The following is a 17207-nucleotide window of genomic DNA, read 5'->3' on the forward strand; positions in this document are numbered from 1 at the left end:
GCGGTGCTTCCCCCTGCTCGTCCGGTGCTCGTGGACGAGGCCGCGGCGACACGGCCCCGTCCAGCATTGTCCACCGTGCGGCGGGCCCGGTCAGCAAAGCCGGAGAGTTGGCCGACGGCCGCCGCCCGCAGCACGGTTGACGGCCGATCGGCTCCCCCCGTGGGCCCCTCGCCCCCCGTCGGTTTCAGTTGGTCCGGGTGTTGCCGAGGTGGAGGCCGATGTAGCCGACGTAGATCCGGCCGCTGCCCGAGCAGTCGTCCAGGTAGTGCACGCGCGGAGCGGTACCACCGCCGCCGATCCGCAGGTGCGCGCCCATGAAGGCCCGCCGGGACGCGTCCACGCACGAGGGGACGGGCAGCATCCGCTGCCGCTTCCACTTGGCGTGGCTGGCCACCGTCCGCGACTCGCCCCGGACCGCCTTGCGCGGCGGGAAGCGGTGGCAGCCCGGCGGGGTGTGCTCGCACCACTGCTTGAAGTCACCGCCCGCCTCGCCCCGGACGGCCGCCGCCGCGTACTCCTGGAGCGCCGTCAGCCCCTCCCAGGTCAGCCGGGCCCAGCCGGAGCCGTCGCACTGCCCGTCCAGCGCCAGCGTCTCCTTGGTGTCACCGGTGAACTCCACCAGCGGGAACTCGTCGAACCGGCCGACCAGCTCGCCGAACGTCCGCGGCACGTCCTCCTCGCCCGCCAGCAGCTCGGCGGCCAGCCCGTCCGGGTCGACGGCGGCCTGACCGGCGACCGTACGCAACCGGTCGGTGAGCACCCGCACCTGCGCGCTGACCTGGCGCAGCGCCGCGTACTGCTCGTCGGTCTCGGTGAGCAGCCTGGTCTCCCGGCGACGGGCCCGGTACAGGCTGCGGCGGGTGCGCTGCAACTCGTCCGCCCGCGCCTGGCGCTCTCGGCGGTCCTGCTCCGGGCACTCGCACGCACGCTGCTCGGCGGTGGCGGCCCGCCCGGTGCCCGCGGCCCGATCGGTGCCCGTGGCCGGATGGGTGCCGGCGGCGCGCTCGGCGGTGGGGGCCCGCTCGGCGCGCGGGCGGAGCCGGGCCTCGGGCGGCAGGTGGAACACCGGGACGGCGGCCAGCAGCGGCGGCAGCGGCTGCTCCGCGGCGAGCCGCCGGGGCTCGCGGGCGAGCAGCGCGGCCGCCCGCCGGACGTCCTCGTCGATCCGCTGCCGGGGCAGCACCGGGTGACGGGCGCTGTCGTGGCGCGAGGCCGGATCGGCCTCGGGCAGGAAGGTGCGGACCGCCCCGCCGTACACCTTGTGGTACTCCATCGCCACGTTGAACCGCGGCAGCGCGGCGTGGTTGAGCACGTAGAACGTGGCCAGGCCCGGCAGCTGACGGACCAGCGGCCCGACCACCTCGTCCACCCACTGCTCGACCGGCAGCCCGGTCGGGACGCTCGCCACCACCAGGGGCAGCCGCCGCTCCGGGTCGCAGAGCTCGTCGATCAGCTCGTCCACCCCACCGGGCCCGACGGTGCGCGGACGGGTGGCGAGCAGGACCGGACCGTCCACCGCGTCGAGCAGCGGCAGGAGGGTGCGGGTCAGCTCGGGGACGTGGACCCGGCCGAGCGAACTCACGCCCGGACCGGAGGGCAGGTGCTCGGCCTCTATCGCGAGCCGGGACGGGCCGTCGGCCGTCTCGGCGGCCACGGTGACGGTCAACTGGGCGGTGCCGTGCGGCACCGGGGTGCGCAGGCGGCGGCGGGCGAAGCGCGCGGTCGGCGCGATGCCCGGGCCGGACAGCGGCCCGGCGTCCCGGTCGAGCAGGACCCGCTCGCCGAGCCGGAGCCGCTCGGCCCCGTCGTCCGGCGCGGGCGGGGGCGGCTCCTCGTGGCCCTCCTGTTTGAGCCAGGCGGCCAGGAGCTGGTCGGCGAGGGAGAGCGTGTCGTGGAACGGCCGAGGCGTGCCGGCCGTCATCCGATAGGGCGGTGCTGCGGTCTCCGATGTCATGCGCGAGCCTCCCGTGGCGGGGTGCGGCGGTGGGGTCTGGATTCCTCCATCTGGGTCGAGTCCTTGTGGTGAAAGACGAAGAGGCCCGGAGCGGAAGTTCCGCCTCCGGGCCTTGTTAATTCGTTCGAGTGTTACCCGGCCGAAGTCCTTGCCTGATTCGGCAGCCCCGGACCCGCCCCGGACCTGCGTCGAACCCGTCTTCAGGCCTGCCTTCGGACCGAGCTCAGACCGGCACCTCGACGAAGGTCCGGCCGGCCGCGACGGCCTGCGCCGCCCCACCGGTGGCCTCCGCGAGCCAGGTGTGAAAAGCCGTCACCTCCGGCTCCGGGACCCCCACCTCGACCCGCACCCCGTCCGGCTCGTACGTCAGCGCGTTCACCGCGAAACCGGCCGCCCGCAGGTCGTTCTCCAGCCGGCCCGCCCTGGTGTGGTCGACGGCGACCGCCAGCAGCGACACCGGCCGCCGCTCCAGCAGACCGACCTCGTCCAGCGCCTCGGACACCGCGCTGCCGTACGCCCGGACCAGGCCGCCGGCCCCGAGCTTGATCCCGCCGAAGTAACGGGTCACCACCGCGACCGTGTCCGTGACCCCGCGCCGCCGCAGCACTTCCAGCATCGGCACCCCGGCCGTACCGCTCGGCTCCCCGTCGTCGCTGGACCGCTCGCGCCGCTGGTCGTCACCGATCACGAACGCGGTGCAGTTGTGCCGGGCGTCCCAGTACTGCTTGCGGATCCCCGCGATGAACGCCTGCGCCTGCTCCTCGTCGGCGACCCGGGAGAGGTGGCAGATGAACCGCGACTTCTTGATCTCGAGCTCGTGGGTGGAGGAACGCCGGATGGTCAGGTACACCCCGCCACCCTAACGCCCGCCCCGACGCCCGCCGGCGGCCCGTGGGCTCGGCGACCGGCGGCCGGCACCCGGCGATCGACGTGCGGCTCAGCGGACGGTGGGCGGTGGGCAGTGGGCGGTGGGCGGTGGGCGCCGCGCGGCGATCGGGGTACGGCGATCGAGGTGCGGCTCAGCGGCCGGCGAGGGTGTCGAGCGCCGCGCGGTCGAGGCCGGTCAGCGCGGTCACCTCGGCGAGGTCGACCGCGCCGCAGTCGAGGCCGCGCAGCAGGTAGCCGCTCAGCGCGCGGGCGGTGGCCGGCTCGTCCATCACGTCGCCGCCGGCCTTGGCCACGTACGCCGCCAGGCGGGCCGCGGCGGCGGCCAGGCCCTCCCGGTAGAAGGCGTACACCGCGACGTAACGGGTCGGCAGGTGCGCCGGGTGCATGTCCCAGCCCTGGTAGTACGCGCGCGCCAGCGAGCGGCGGACCAGACCGTGGTGCAGCTTCCACGCCGCGTGGACCTGCTCGGTCGGGCCGGTCGGGATCACGTTGGTCGAGCCGTCCGACAGCCGCACCCCCGTGCCCGCCGCCGCGACCTGCATGACCGCCTTCGCGTGGTCGGCCACCGGGTGGTCCATCGACTGGTACGCCGCGCCGACCCCGCACGAGGCGCTGTAGTCGAAGGTGCCGTAGTGCAGCCCGGTCGCCCGACCCTCGGCGGCCTCGATCATCAGCGCCACGGTGGCCCGGCCGTCCGGCCCGAGGATCGCCTGGGTGGTCTCGATCTGGATCTCGAAGCCGATCCGCTTCTCCGGCAGGCCGGCCCGGCGCTCGAAGTCCTCCAGCAGCCGCACCAGCGCGGTGACCTGCGCCGCGTACGTCACCTTGGGGAGGGTGAGGACCAGGCCGGACGGCAGGTCGGACGCCGGGCCGCCGTCCGGACCGCCCTCGGCGAGCAGCGTGGCCAGGAACAGCTCCAGCGTGCGGATGCCGCGGTCGCGGACCGCCGCCTCCATGCACTTGATCCGGATGCCGATGTACGGCGGAGCGGTGCCGTCCGCCATCGCGGCCGCCACCAGGCGGGCCACACGGACCGCCGCGGCGTCCTCCTCCGCGTCCGGCCGGGGGCCGTAGCCGTCCTCGAAGTCGATCCGGAGGTCCTCGATCGGCTCCCGCTCCAGCTTGGCCCGGACCCGCGCGTGGACGTCGGCGAGCAGCTCGTCCGCCGGTACGCCCAGCGCCTCGGCCAGCTGCGCGGGCGTACCCGCGTGCCGGTCGAAGGCGGCCAGTGCCTCGTCACCCCAGCCGCGGACGGTGTCCGCACCGAACGCGTCGGCCGGCACGTAGACGGTGTGCACCGGCTGCCGGGTGCCGGAGTCGCCCGGGAAGCGGCGGGCCAGGTCGGCGTCGACCGGGGACAGCAGCGCCTCCACGGCCTCCCGCGCGGCGGACGAGAACGACACCTGGGCCTGCGACATCCGGACTCCTCCACGAGCACGCGCCGGCGTCGGCCACGCCGCCACCTTCAACAATCTGTTGATGTGAAGGTAGTGGCGTGCCGCGCGGGGCGTCAATGACCGCCCGGTTGTCGGACCCGCCTACTCCCGGCCGGACTCCACGAAGCGGTTCTGCAGCTTCGTCCAGATCTTGTCGACGTCGGCCGCGCTCACCGCACCGTCCGACCGCGAGCCGGCCAGACCCCACTCACGCGTCAGGAAGTCGGCGAACTGCTGTTGGTCGGGCTGGTTGGCGTAGGAGTCGAGGTACGCCGTCAGCGCCTCGAAGCAGGTGTCCGCGTCCAGCGGCTCGGCCTGCCCACGCCGGCCGACCGACTGCCCGGCCCACTCCTCGTCCGTGTCCGCCGACCCGGCCCCGGGCTCGGCGGCCTCCGTCCCGTCGAAGGGCAACGGCTCGGAGACCGCCATCTCCAGCCGGATCGGACGCGGACCGATCCGCATCGGCTCCGCCGCCTGGCCCGCCGGACCCTCCGGGAAGCCGCCCTGCGACTCGTGGAACGGCACCGCCTGGGCGAACCCGTCCTGCTCACCCTGGCCCTCGTGACCGCCCCGGCCGTTCTGGCCGTTCTGGCCGTTCTGGCCGGCGTGGTTGCGCCACGCGGCCTGCGCGGCCGGGGACATCGGGCGCGGCTGCTGCGCCGGCCGACCGGCCTGACCCTGCTGGGCCTGCTGGTTCTGCTGACCGGGCTGACCCTGCTGGCCGGACGGGCGCTGGCCGGGCACCTGCTGCTGCGCCGGCTGCGGGGCCTGGGACTGTCCCGGCTGCCCGGGCTGCGCCACCCGCGGCGGCTTGAACCACGGCGAAGCCTGGCCCGCGGCCCGCCCGGAGTGACCACCCTCGGCCGGCTGCTGCTCGGCGTGCACGCGCACCGCGCGCGCGGTCCACACGTTCAGCTCGTTCGCGACCGGCTGGGCGGCCTGCGAAGGCACCGGCGACTGCTCGGCCGTCTGCGAATCCTCGGCGTCCCGCCGCCGCACCGCCGCCAGCTTCGCCAGAGTCGGCACCGCGACCGCCGCCGACACCGAAGGCACCGCGGGGTTTCCCCCCGGCTCCAGCTCCCCGGCCGCCGCCACCGCCACCGACTGCTCGCCCAGCGCCAGCGGACCGTCGATCCGGTCCAGGATGCTCGGGTCCAGCGGCACACCGTACTTGGCGAGCTTCAGCGGCAGCAGCGCCTGGAACGGGGCCGAGCGCCGCCAGCCCCGTCCGTACCGGAACCGCAGCTGCGCCCGGTAGACCAGCCGGTTCTGCTCCAGCCGGACGGTCTCGTCGTACGACCGCAGCTCCCACAGCTTCATCCGCCGCCACAGCCGGAACGTCGGCACCGGCGAGAGCAGCCAGCGCATCAGACGCACCGACTCCATGTACCGGTCGGCCGTGATCGCCGCCATCCGTCCGACCGCGTGCCGGGACGCCTCCACGACCACCACGAACAGCACCGGGATCACGGCGTGCATCGCCATGCCCAACGCATCGCCCCAGGACGCCGCCGCGTTGAACGCGATCGTCGCCGCCGTCAGCAGCCACGCGGTCTGCCGCAGCAGCGGGAACGGTATCCGCAGCCAGGTCAGCACCAGGTCCAGCGACAGCAGCACCACGATGCCCGCGTCGACGCCGATCGGGAAGGCGTAGGAGAAGGCGCCGAACCCCTTCTCCATCGCCAGGTCCCGGACCGCGTTGTACGAGCCGGCGAAGCCGATGCCCGAGATCAGGCAGGCGCCCGCCGCCACCACACCCAGCAGGGCCCGGTGAGCGCGGGTAAGGGATGGACGTGCCATTCGTTGATCAACCCCTGGGACTCGGCTGCTGCCGTTGCTGCCGTACGCGACCTGTCGACGCCGAATCCACGATCACCCGCACCTCTGACCTGGCGGGATCACCGCAAGCGCGGAAGAACTCCGTGCTGTGGACCGTCTCGGCCCACCGGATACTACTCGCACGAGCGTTCCCCCTCTCGCCCCGCCTTCCCGGACGACCCCGCGCACGCTGTCCGGCCACCTCGGGCACGCGTGTCACCTGTGGTTCAGACCGCCCGGGCGCGCACCGGACCCGCCCCAACTGCCCACGGCCGTCCACCCCGCGCCCGCTCAGCCCGCGCCCGCCCAGCCCGAACCCACTCAGCTCGAACCCTGCGGCACACCGTTCAGGTAGGCCAGCACTGCCAGCACCCGGCGGTTCGCGTCCTCGTCGGAAGACAGCTCCAACTTCGCGAAGATGTTGGCGATGTGCTTGGCGACCGCACCGTCACTGACCGTCAGCCGGCTCGCGATGGCCGAGTTGGAACAGCCCTCCGCCATCAGCCCCAGCACCTCCCGCTCCCGCTTCGACAGCCGCTGCAACGGCTCGGACCGCGAATTGCTCTGCAACAGCTTGCCGATCACGTCCGGGTCCATCGCCGTACCGCCGCCCGCGACGCGACGGACCGCATCGATGAACTGGTCCGCGTTGAACACCCGGTCCTTCAGCAAGTAGCCCACGCCGCCCGACCCGTCCGCCAGCAACTCCCGCGCGTAGAGCTGCTGCACGTGCTGGGAGAGCACCAGGACCGGAAGCCCCGAGATCTGCCGCCGCGCCGCCAGCGCCGCCTGCAGCCCCTCGTCGGTGAACGTCGGAGGCAGCCGCACGTCCACGACCGCCACCTCCGGCCGGTGCTCCAACAGAGCCGCCAGCAGGTCCGGGCCCGTCTCCACCGCAGCCGCGATGGTGAATCCGTGCGCCTCCAGGAGCCGCGTCAGCCCTTCGCGGAGAAGGTAGAGATCCTCGGCGAGGACAACGCGCACGGCAGCTCCATGGTGATGGTCGTGGGCCCGCCGAGCGGGCTGCTCAGCGAAAGCACTCCGTCGAAGGTACCCAACCTCCGCTCGATGCCGCGCAACCCACTGCCACCCTCGAACGACGCCCCACCAGCGCCGTCGTCCGTCACCGACACCCGCAGCCGGCCCGCCCGGAACAGGATGTCCACCCAGACCTGGCCCGCACCCGAGTGCTTCGACGCATTCGCCAGCAGCTCACTCACGCTGAAGTACACCGCCGTCTCCAGCGACGCCTCCGGCCTCGACGGCAGACTCACCGTCACCTCCGTCGGAAGCGCGCTGCTCAGCGCCAGCTCCCGGACCGCGTCGGCCAGCCCGCGCTCCGCCAGCACCGGCGGGTGGATGCCGCGCACCAGGTCCCGCAGCTCCTGCAGCGCCCGCGCGGACGCCTGCCGGGCCTCGGACAGCAGCTGCCGCGCCGCCTCCTGGTCGTTCTCCATCAGGTGCTCGATCGTCCCGAGCGTCATCCCGATCGCCACCAGGCGCGCCTGCGCACCGTCGTGGAGATCCCGCTCGATCCGCCGCAGCTCCGACGCCTGCGCGTCCACCGCATCCGCCCGGGTCACCGTCAGCTCCGCCACCCGACGGGTCAACTGCGCGTGGCTCGGCCGCCCCTCGCCGCGCCCCAGCATCCGGCACGCCACGTCCGCGTAGGCCCTGAGCCCGTACGGCAGCAGCACCAGGCCGGCCAGGAGGAAGGCAGCGCCGAGGAAGAGCGAGATCAGGTAGCTCAGCGGATTGTCAGACGCCAACGTCCCGTACGTACGCGGGTCGATGCCTATGGTCAGCACGAACATCAGCCCGCCGAAGGGCAGGGCCATCGGCACCCCGAGCAGCGCACCCGCCGCCAGCGGCCCCACCAGCAGCCAGCGCACATCGCTCCGGGTCTCCCGGTCACGGACCGCCCAGTGCGCGAACTGCGCGAACCGCGCCACCGTGCGACCCCGGTGGTACGAGTACCCCGTCCACCAGTACCCCCGCTCGTCCTGCTCCAGCGGCACCCGTGGGCTGTAGGCGGCCTCCAGCTTCACCCCGAACCAGCGCGCCAACTGCCCCCTCGTCCACGCCGCACCACGCCGCGAAATCCAGAGCACCGTCGCCACCGCCGCCGACAGCGTCGTGCCGAGCGCGAGTATCGGCCCCGCCTCCAGATCCCACAGCTCCTGCGCGACGGCGAGACCGACGAACAAGGTCACCAGGAGCGGCACCAACACCGTCGTGGCCGCACCGGTCAGCACCAGCGCGGCCCGGCCCGCCGCCTCGGCTCCATGCCGCAGCCTCTCGTCGACGAAGGCACGCAGAACCGCACCACCCCCGCCATCGACGTGACCCGTTGCTGCCATAGCCCCGCTCCTGACTCTCCAAGACCTGCCGACCGTTCCGCCGGCGACACCAGTCTTCCTGGCGGGAGATCCGGAATCACTGGCTGTGGCACCCGTCTTCGGGGTGGACCTAGGTCCACCTTTTCGCCTGGCGCTGGATACAGGTGCCCCGTGAACGCGAGAAAGCCCCTCCCGGGACCCGGGAGGGGCTTTCTCTGAAAAATTGTTCGGCGGCGTCCTACTCTCCCACAGGGTCCCCCCTGCAGTACCATCGGCGCTGTGAGGCTTAGCTTCCGGGTTCGGAATGTAACCGGGCGTTTCCCTCACGCTATGACCACCGAAACACGGTGAAACTGATCCGCCGGAGCGGGTCGTGGTTTCAGAACCAACACAGTGGACGCGAGCAACTGAGGACAAGCCCTCGGCCTATTAGTACCGGTCAACTCCACCCCTCACGGGGCTTCCATATCCGGCCTATCAACCCAGTCGTCTACTGGGAGCCTTACCCTCTCAAGGAGGTGGGAGTGCTCATCTCGAAGCAGGCTTCCCGCTTAGATGCTTTCAGCGGTTATCCCTCCCGAACGTAGCCAACCAGCCATGCCCTTGGCAGGACAACTGGCACACCAGAGGTTCGTCCGTCCCGGTCCTCTCGTACTAGGGACAGCCCTTCTCAACACTCCTACGCGCACAGCGGATAGGGACCGAACTGTCTCACGACGTTCTAAACCCAGCTCGCGTACCGCTTTAATGGGCGAACAGCCCAACCCTTGGGACCTACTCCAGCCCCAGGATGCGACGAGCCGACATCGAGGTGCCAAACCATCCCGTCGATATGGACTCTTGGGGAAGATCAGCCTGTTATCCCCGGGGTACCTTTTATCCGTTGAGCGACGGCGCTTCCACAAGCCACCGCCGGATCACTAGTCCCTACTTTCGTACCTGCTCGACCCGTCGGTCTCACAGTCAAGCTCCCTTGTGCACTTACACTCAACACCTGATTGCCAACCAGGCTGAGGGAACCTTTGGGCGCCTCCGTTACCCTTTAGGAGGCAACCGCCCCAGTTAAACTACCCACCAGACACTGTCCCTGATCCGGATCACGGACCCAGGTTAGACATCCAGCACGACCAGAGTGGTATTTCAACGACGACTCCACCATGACTGGCGTCACGGATTCACAGTCTCCCACCTATCCTACACAAGCCGAACCGAACACCAATATCAAGCTATAGTAAAGGTCCCGGGGTCTTTCCGTCCTGCTGCGCGAAACGAGCATCTTTACTCGTAATGCAATTTCACCGGGCCTGTGGTTGAGACAGTCGAGAAGTCGTTACGCCATTCGTGCAGGTCGGAACTTACCCGACAAGGAATTTCGCTACCTTAGGATGGTTATAGTTACCACCGCCGTTTACTGGCGCTTAAGTTCTCAGCTTCGCCCGACCGAAATCGGACTAACCGGTCCCCTTAACGTTCCAGCACCGGGCAGGCGTCAGTCCGTATACATCGCCTTACGGCTTCGCACGGACCTGTGTTTTTAGTAAACAGTCGCTTCTCGCTGGTCTCTGCGGCCACCACCAGCTCAGGGAGCACGTCCCCTCACCAGCCGTGGCCCCCCTTCTCCCGAAGTTACGGGGGCATTTTGCCGAGTTCCTTAACCACAGTTCACCCGAACGCCTCGGTATTCTCTACCTGACCACCTGAGTCGGTTTGGGGTACGGGCCGCCATGAAACTCGCTAGAGGCTTTTCTCGACAGCATAGGATCATCCACTTCACCACAATCGGCTCGGCATCAGGTCTCAGGCCCATGTTGTGCGGATTTGCCTACACAACGCCCTACACCCTTACCCCGGGACTACCACCGCCCGGGCTGGACTACCTTCCTGCGTCACCCCATCGCTCACCTACTACAGACTTGGACCGGCGGCTCCACCACGTCCCATCGTCCGAAGACTCCGGGCCGGCTTCACGGCCTTAGCATCACCTGGTTCGACGTTGGCGCTTCAAAGCGGGTACGGGAATATCAACCCGTTGTCCATCGACTACGCCTGTCGGCCTCGCCTTAGGTCCCGACTTACCCTGGGCAGATCAGCTTGACCCAGGAACCCTTGGTCAATCGGCGCAAGAGTTTCCCACTCTTGTATCGCTACTCATGCCTGCATTCTCACTCGTGAACCGTCCACAACTGGATTCCTCCGCTGCTTCACCCGGCACACGACGCTCCCCTACCCATCACAGCAGGCGTTGGCCCTCTTGCTGCAATGACACGACTTCGGTGGTGTACTTGAGCCCCGCTACATTGTCGGCGCGGAATCACTTGACCAGTGAGCTATTACGCACTCTTTCAAGGGTGGCTGCTTCTAAGCCAACCTCCTGGTTGTCTCTGCGACTCCACATCCTTTCCCACTTAGCACACGCTTAGGGACCTTAGTCGGTGTTCTGGGCTGTTTCCCTCTCGACCATGGAGCTTATCCCCCACAGTCTCACTGCCGCGCTCTCACTTACCGGCATTCGGAGTTTGGCTAAGGTCAGTAACCCGGTGAGGCCCATCGCCTATCCAGTGCTCTACCTCCGGCAAGAAACACGCGACGCTGCACCTAAATGCATTTCGGGGAGAACCAGCTATCACGGAGTTTGATTGGCCTTTCACCCCTAACCACAGGTCATCCCCCAGGTTTTCAACCCTGGTGGGTTCGGTCCTCCACGCGGTCTTACCCGCGCTTCAACCTGCCCATGGCTAGATCACTCCGCTTCGGGTCTTGGGCATGCAACTGTATCGCCCTGTTCGGACTCGCTTTCGCTACGGCTACCCCACACGGGTTAACCTCGCTACACACCGCAAACTCGCAGGCTCATTCTTCAAAAGGCACGCAGTCACAGCCCGAAGGCTGCCCCCACGGCTTGTAGGCACACGGTTTCAGGTACTATTTCACTCCGCTCCCGCGGTACTTTTCACCATTCCCTCACGGTACTATCCGCTATCGGTCACCAGGGAATATTTAGGCTTAGCGGGTGGTCCCGCCAGATTCACACGGGATTTCTCGGGCCCCGTGCTACTTGGGTGTTCTTCAAGCGAGCCGTACAGATTTCGCCTACGGGGGTCTTACCCTCTACGCCGGACCTTTCGCATGTCCTTCGACTATCCATACGGTTTCTGACTCGCCGACCGGCCGGCAGACCGATCCAGAAAAAACCCACGACCCCCAAGCGGCAACCCCTGCCGGGTCTCACACCACTTGGGTTTAGCCTCATCCGGTTTCGCTCGCCACTACTCCCGGAATCACGGTTGTTTTCTCTTCCTGCGGGTACTGAGATGTTTCACTTCCCCGCGTTCCCTCCACATACCCTATGTGTTCAGGTATGGGTGACAGCCCATGACGACTGCCGGGTTTCCCCATTCGGACACCCCCGGATCAAAGCTCGGTTGACAGCTCCCCGGGGCCTATCGCGGCCTCCCACGTCCTTCATCGGTTCCTGGTGCCAAGGCATCCACCGTGCGCCCTTAAAAACTTGGCCACAGATGCTCGCGTCCACTGTGCAGTTCTCAAACAACGACCAGACACCCACCCTCGAATGCCCTGAAGCACCCTCAAGTGAGACCGGCACTGAGACAACGTTTCCGTTCCCTCAGGACCCAACAACGTGCCCGACACACCCGACCCCGATCCGCGTTCCACGCCCCGAAGAGCAGTACTGACGGTCATCACCGTGTATGCCGAATAGTCAACGTTCCACCCATGAGCGAGCACTCCGGAACACTCGTCCGAAGCTGCTGTGTGCTCCTTAGAAAGGAGGTGATCCAGCCGCACCTTCCGGTACGGCTACCTTGTTACGACTTCGTCCCAATCGCTGGTCCCACCTTCGACGGCTCCCTCCCAAGGGTTAGGCCACCGGCTTCGGGTGTTACCGACTTTCGTGACGTGACGGGCGGTGTGTACAAGGCCCGGGAACGTATTCACCGCAGCATGCTGATCTGCGATTACTAGCAACTCCAACTTCATGGGGTCGAGTTGCAGACCCCAATCCGAACTGAGGCCGGCTTTTTGGGATTCGCTCCGCCTCGCGGCATCGCAGCCCTTTGTACCGACCATTGTAGCACGTGTGCAGCCCAAGACATAAGGGGCATGATGATTTGACGTCGTCCCCACCTTCCTCCGAGTTGACCCCGGCAGTCTCCTGTGAGTCCCCATCACCCCGAAAGGCATGCTGGCAACACAGAACAAGGGTTGCGCTCGTTGCGGGACTTAACCCAACATCTCACGACACGAGCTGACGACAACCATGCACCACCTGTACACCGACCACAAGGGGGCGCCCATCTCTGGACGTTTCCGGCGTATGTCAAGCCTTGGTAAGGTTCTTCGCGTTGCGTCGAATTAAGCCACATGCTCCGCTGCTTGTGCGGGCCCCCGTCAATTCCTTTGAGTTTTAGCCTTGCGGCCGTACTCCCCAGGCGGGGAACTTAATGCGTTAGCTGCGGCACCGACGACGTGGAATGTCGCCAACACCTAGTTCCCAACGTTTACGGCGTGGACTACCAGGGTATCTAATCCTGTTCGCTCCCCACGCTTTCGCTCCTCAGCGTCAGTAATGGCCCAGAGATCCGCCTTCGCCACCGGTGTTCCTCCTGATATCTGCGCATTTCACCGCTACACCAGGAATTCCGATCTCCCCTACCACACTCTAGCCTGCCCGTATCGAATGCAGACCCGGGGTTAAGCCCCGGGCTTTCACATCCGACGCGACAGGCCGCCTACGAGCTCTTTACGCCCAATAATTCCGGACAACGCTCGCACCCTACGTATTACCGCGGCTGCTGGCACGTAGTTAGCCGGTGCTTCTTCTGCAGGTACCGTCACTTGCGCTTCTTCCCTGCTGAAAGAGGTTTACAACCCGAAGGCCTTCATCCCTCACGCGGCGTCGCTGCATCAGGCTTTCGCCCATTGTGCAATATTCCCCACTGCTGCCTCCCGTAGGAGTCTGGGCCGTGTCTCAGTCCCAGTGTGGCCGGTCGCCCTCTCAGGCCGGCTACCCGTCGTCGCCTTGGTAGGCCATTACCCCACCAACAAGCTGATAGGCCGCGGGATCATCCTGCACCGCCGGAGCTTTCCACCAACCCCCATGCAGAGGAAGGTCATATCCGGTATTAGACCTCGTTTCCAAGGCTTGTCCCGGAGTGCAGGGCAGATTTCCCACGTGTTACTCACCCGTTCGCCACTGATCCACCCCGAAGGGCTTCACCGTTCGACTTGCATGTGTTAAGCACGCCGCCAGCGTTCGTCCTGAGCCAGGATCAAACTCTCCGTGAATGATTACCCGTCATCGGGTGCACACTCGCGTCGAGCGGCACGGCAACCACCGGAATAGGGCGGTCCCGCGCACTGCGTCCTCGCTAGTGTTATTTCAAAAGGAATCTCCAACCCCAGAATACTCTGAGGCCGGGGATGTCAACATATCTGGCGTTGACTTTTGGCACGCTGTTGAGTTCTCAAGGAACGGACACTTCCTTCGGACCGCCTTCCAGCGGGCCCTCCGGGCGCTTCGTTCTTTCGTGTTTCCAGCTTATCAGATCCGCACCGTGTGCTTTCCCGACTCGCTTTCGCCTTCCGCGACCTGACGGCCCGTCCGACGTTTCAAACTCTAGCCGATCCCCGCTCCGAAAAGCGAATCCGGCCGCAACCCAATTAAACGCGCACGACAAATACGAACGGAGACGCGAACAGACGCAACCCGTCACGGATCAGAAGTGGTGTTCCAAGGATTGGCCGCCCCGGGACCGTCCACGCAGACACGTGTCCGGTGCTCCCTGCCGAGCGACTAGGAAACACTACGCCCAACCGGCGTCGGGTGCAAATCCGGCAGCTGGACGATCCGGGTGCAGAGCGGGGCGCCGGCCTTCACGTACTCGCCGTTGGGGTGGTCGTTGCTGTCGATGCGGTGGCGGGCGTCCTGCGAGGTCTGGCCGCCGGTGCGGTGGCGGTCGAGGAGACGGGCGTCGCGGACGGCGTCGGCGGTGTCGAGGTACCAGAGCTCGTGGAGGTGCCGGCGGGCGGCCTGCCAAGGGGCGTCGTCGGAGGCGAGGTAGTTGCCCTCGGTGATGACGAGGCGGGTGTGGGGGCGGATGACGTGGCGGGCTGCGATGGGTTCGTCGAGGGTGCGGTCGAAGTCGGGGACGTACACGTCGCGGAAGCGGTCGGCGGCGGCGCGCTGGAGGAGCGCGGCGTAGCCCCAGGCGTCGAAGCTCTCGGGCGACCCCTTGCGGGCGCGCAGGCCGAGCCGGTCGAGCTGGGCGTTGGAGAGGTGGAAGCCGTCGAGCGGGAGGTAGGCGACCGTCTCAGGGCCTTCTCGGCGGGTGATCTCGGTGATCAAGTGTGCGGCGAGGGTGGACTTTCCGGCGGCCGGCGGGCCGGCCAGGCCGAGGACGGCGCGGCCGTGGCGGCTGCCCGAGCCGTGGAGCAGGCGCAGTGCGTCTTCGACCAGCGCCGCGGGCGAAGTGGGGGTGGGAAGCGGGCCTTCGTGGTGCATGGGGCGCACCTTACTGACCGTTCGGGGTGCCGAGAACCGGTCGGTCGAGGGTGAGGGTGCCGGCGGTCGCGTCGAGGACGGCGGGGACGCCCAGCGGGATGGTGAGGGCGGACGGGCCGTGCCCGAACGCGAGGTTCCACAGGACGGGGACGCCGAGCGGGGCGAGGCGGTCCTCCATGACCCGGCGGACGTCCTCGGGCGGCCCGCAGTTCTCCCACGAGCCGAGGACGACTCCGGCCACGCCGTCGAGGGCGCCGGAGCGGAGCAGTTGGGTGAGGATCCGGTCGAGTTGGTAGGGCTGTTCGTTGACGTCCTCAAGGATGAGGAGGGTGCCGGCGAAGGAGGGCCGGGCGGTGGGGGTGCCGCGTTCGGAGGCGAGCAGGGAGACGCAGCCGCCGGCGAGGGTCCCGCGGGCGCGGCCGGGGACCAAGGGTGCGGTTCCACCGGAGCGGATGACGGTGGTCGTCTCCGGGTGGAAGAGGGTGCGGCGGAGGTGGTCGGCGGTCCGGTGGTCGGAGGTGAAGGAGCCGATTCCGGCCATCGGGCCGTAGAGGGTGGGGACGCCGAGGCGGGTGTGGACGGCTTCGTGCAGGACGGTGATGTCGCTGTAGCCGACCAAGGTCTTGGGCGGTGCGGCCCGCAGGGCGTCCCAGTCGAGCAGGTCGATCATGCGCTGGACGCCGAACCCGCCGCGGACGCAGATGACGGCGGCGACGGAGGGATCGAGCCAGGCGCTGTGGAAGTCGGCGGCCCGGTCCGCGTCGGTGCCGGCGAGGTGGACGAGGTCGGGATGGGTGTCGTGGACGTGCGGGAGGGTCAGCACGTCGAGGCCCCACGAACGGAGGAGCTCGGTGCCCGCCGCGAGCGGGCCGGGCTCGACCACCGCTCCGCTGGGGGCGATCAGGGCGACGCGGTCGCCGGGGACCAGGCGGCGCGGTCGTGCGTCGGCGGGGCCGGTCGGCGGCTGGGGCATCGTCTGTCTCCGTCTCGTGCGGGGTTTCCGGGACCGCTGGACAAGCGGGTACCCGGTGGAGGACGAGGTTCTCGGGGTGGGCGGGGATGTCCGTCCGGTGACGGTATCCCCGCCCGGGGCGGCGGGGACGCTTGCGCGACGGGTTCTGCGGCGGGTTCTGCGGCGGGCGCCGCGGCGGATCGCCCCGCGACGGGGCCCTGCCGCCGGACCCTCAGCTGCCGCCCATGACGCTCCTGACCTCGGCGAGGGTGGTGTCGGCGATGGCGTTGGCGCGTTCGTTGCCGGTGCGCAGGATCCGGCGCAGCTGCTCGCGATCGGCGGCGAGTTCGACGCGGCGGGCGCGGAGCGGGCGGAGGTGTTCGTTGAGGGTCTCGGTGGTGACCTGCTTGAGGCGGGCGGCGCCGGCGGATCCGATCTCCTCGGCGATCTGCTCGGGTCGCCGGCCCTGGCAGAGGGCGGTGAGGGTGAGGAGGGCGGCGACGCCGGGTCGGGCGTCCGGGTCGTAGGTGATGTGCCGGTCGGTGTCGGTGACGGCGGCGCGGACGAGTTCGGCGGTGCGGTCCTCGTCGGCGCCGAGCGGGATGGCGTTGCCGCGGCTCTTGCTCATCTTGGTCCCGTCGGTGCCGAGGACCAGGGGCGCGTCGGAGAGCAGGGGCCGGGGTTCGGGGAAGACGGTCGTCCCGCGGCCGTAGCGGTCGTTGAAGCGACGGGCGATGGTGCGGGTGGTCTCCAGGTGCGGGAGCTGGTCCTGGCCGACGGGTACCAGGTCGGGCTTGCAGAAGAGGATGTCGGCGGCCTGGTGGACGGGGTACGTGAACATCAGTCCGCTGACGGCGGACTGGCGGGAGTGGGCGATCTCGTCCTTGACGGTGGGGTTGCGGCCGAGTTCGGCCACGGTGACCAGGCTGAGGAAGGGCAGCATCAACTGGTTGAGGGCCGGGACCGCACTGTGCGTGAAGATCACCGCCCGCTCGGGGTCCACGCCGGAGGCGAGGTAGTCGAGGACCAGGTTCTCGGCGTGCTCGGCGGGGCGGTCGGCCACGTCCCGGTCGGTGATGACCTGGTAGTCGGCGATGACCAGCAGGAGCTCGTGGCCGTCGGCCTGGAGTCGGACGCGGTTGCGCAGGGTGCCGAAGTAGTGGCCGAGGTGGAGCGGACCGGTGGGACGGTCCCCGGTCAGGATGCGGGGTGCGACGGCGGGGGCGTCCTGGGTGGTGGTGGGAGCGGTGGTGGTGGCGGTGCGGGCGGGGGTGGTCTGCACGGTGACTCCTCGGAA

Annotated in this window: 9 protein-coding genes and 3 rRNA genes; all 12 read right to left on the bottom strand. The window is 68.5% G+C overall.

Features of this window, described 5'->3' with window-relative positions; genetic code table 11:
* Positions 1 to 184: 184 nt before the first annotated feature.
* Positions 185 to 1954, bottom strand: coding sequence for a hypothetical protein (locus ABEB06_RS13715; protein WP_345697139.1), 1770 nt, complete (start codon positions 1952 to 1954; stop codon positions 185 to 187).
* 223 nt (positions 1955 to 2177) lie between these two features.
* Entirely contained in the window at positions 2178 to 2804 is a 627-nt protein-coding gene (locus ABEB06_RS13720) for a YigZ family protein (RefSeq protein ID WP_345697140.1), read from the bottom strand.
* Positions 2805 to 2973: 169 nt separating this feature from the next.
* Positions 2974 to 4260 (bottom strand): DUF6986 family protein, encoded by a 1287-nt coding sequence (locus ABEB06_RS13725; RefSeq protein ID WP_345697141.1) that lies wholly within the window; start codon positions 4258 to 4260, stop codon positions 2974 to 2976.
* Between the two features lie 120 nt (positions 4261 to 4380).
* Complete coding sequence (locus tag ABEB06_RS13730) at positions 4381 to 6078, bottom strand: DUF2637 domain-containing protein (RefSeq protein ID WP_345697142.1); 1698 nt, start codon at positions 6076 to 6078, stop codon at positions 4381 to 4383.
* A gap of 339 nt (positions 6079 to 6417) precedes the next feature.
* Positions 6418 to 7080 carry a response regulator transcription factor gene (locus ABEB06_RS13735; RefSeq protein ID WP_345697143.1) on the bottom strand — a complete coding sequence of 221 codons (663 nt, stop codon included), beginning with the start codon at positions 7078 to 7080 and terminating at the stop codon, positions 6418 to 6420.
* The gene (locus tag ABEB06_RS13740) at positions 7032 to 8456 is read right to left on the bottom strand and encodes a sensor histidine kinase (RefSeq protein ID WP_345697144.1); all 1425 of its coding nucleotides are present in this window, start codon (positions 8454 to 8456) and stop codon (positions 7032 to 7034) included. Before ABEB06_RS13740 ends, ABEB06_RS13735 begins: the two co-directional genes overlap by 49 nt.
* Before the next feature lie 204 nt (positions 8457 to 8660).
* A 5S ribosomal RNA gene (gene rrf, locus ABEB06_RS13745) occupies positions 8661 to 8777 on the bottom strand.
* A gap of 67 nt (positions 8778 to 8844) precedes the next feature.
* Positions 8845 to 11949 (bottom strand): 23S ribosomal RNA (locus tag ABEB06_RS13750).
* Positions 11950 to 12220: 271 nt separating this feature from the next.
* Positions 12221 to 13742: ribosomal RNA gene (locus ABEB06_RS13755) — 16S ribosomal RNA — on the bottom strand.
* Together the 16S, 23S and 5S rRNA genes form the textbook arrangement of a ribosomal RNA operon.
* Positions 13743 to 14250: 508 nt before the next feature.
* A complete protein-coding gene (locus tag ABEB06_RS13760; RefSeq protein ID WP_345697145.1) occupies positions 14251 to 14958 on the bottom strand; it encodes a nucleoside/nucleotide kinase family protein in 708 nt (235 codons plus the stop codon).
* 10 nt (positions 14959 to 14968) lie between these two features.
* Positions 14969 to 15931: a S66 peptidase family protein gene (locus tag ABEB06_RS13765; protein WP_345697146.1), complete on the bottom strand. Its 963-nt coding sequence runs from the start codon at positions 15929 to 15931 to the stop codon at positions 14969 to 14971.
* A 211-nt stretch (positions 15932 to 16142) separates the two neighbouring features.
* Positions 16143 to 17192 (bottom strand): tryptophan--tRNA ligase, encoded by a 1050-nt coding sequence (gene trpS / locus ABEB06_RS13770; RefSeq protein ID WP_345697147.1) that lies wholly within the window; start codon positions 17190 to 17192, stop codon positions 16143 to 16145.
* Positions 17193 to 17207 lie beyond the last annotated feature (15 nt).

The sequence above is a fragment of the Kitasatospora terrestris genome (genome assembly GCF_039542905.1).
Taxonomy (GTDB): domain Bacteria; phylum Actinomycetota; class Actinomycetes; order Streptomycetales; family Streptomycetaceae; genus Kitasatospora; species Kitasatospora terrestris.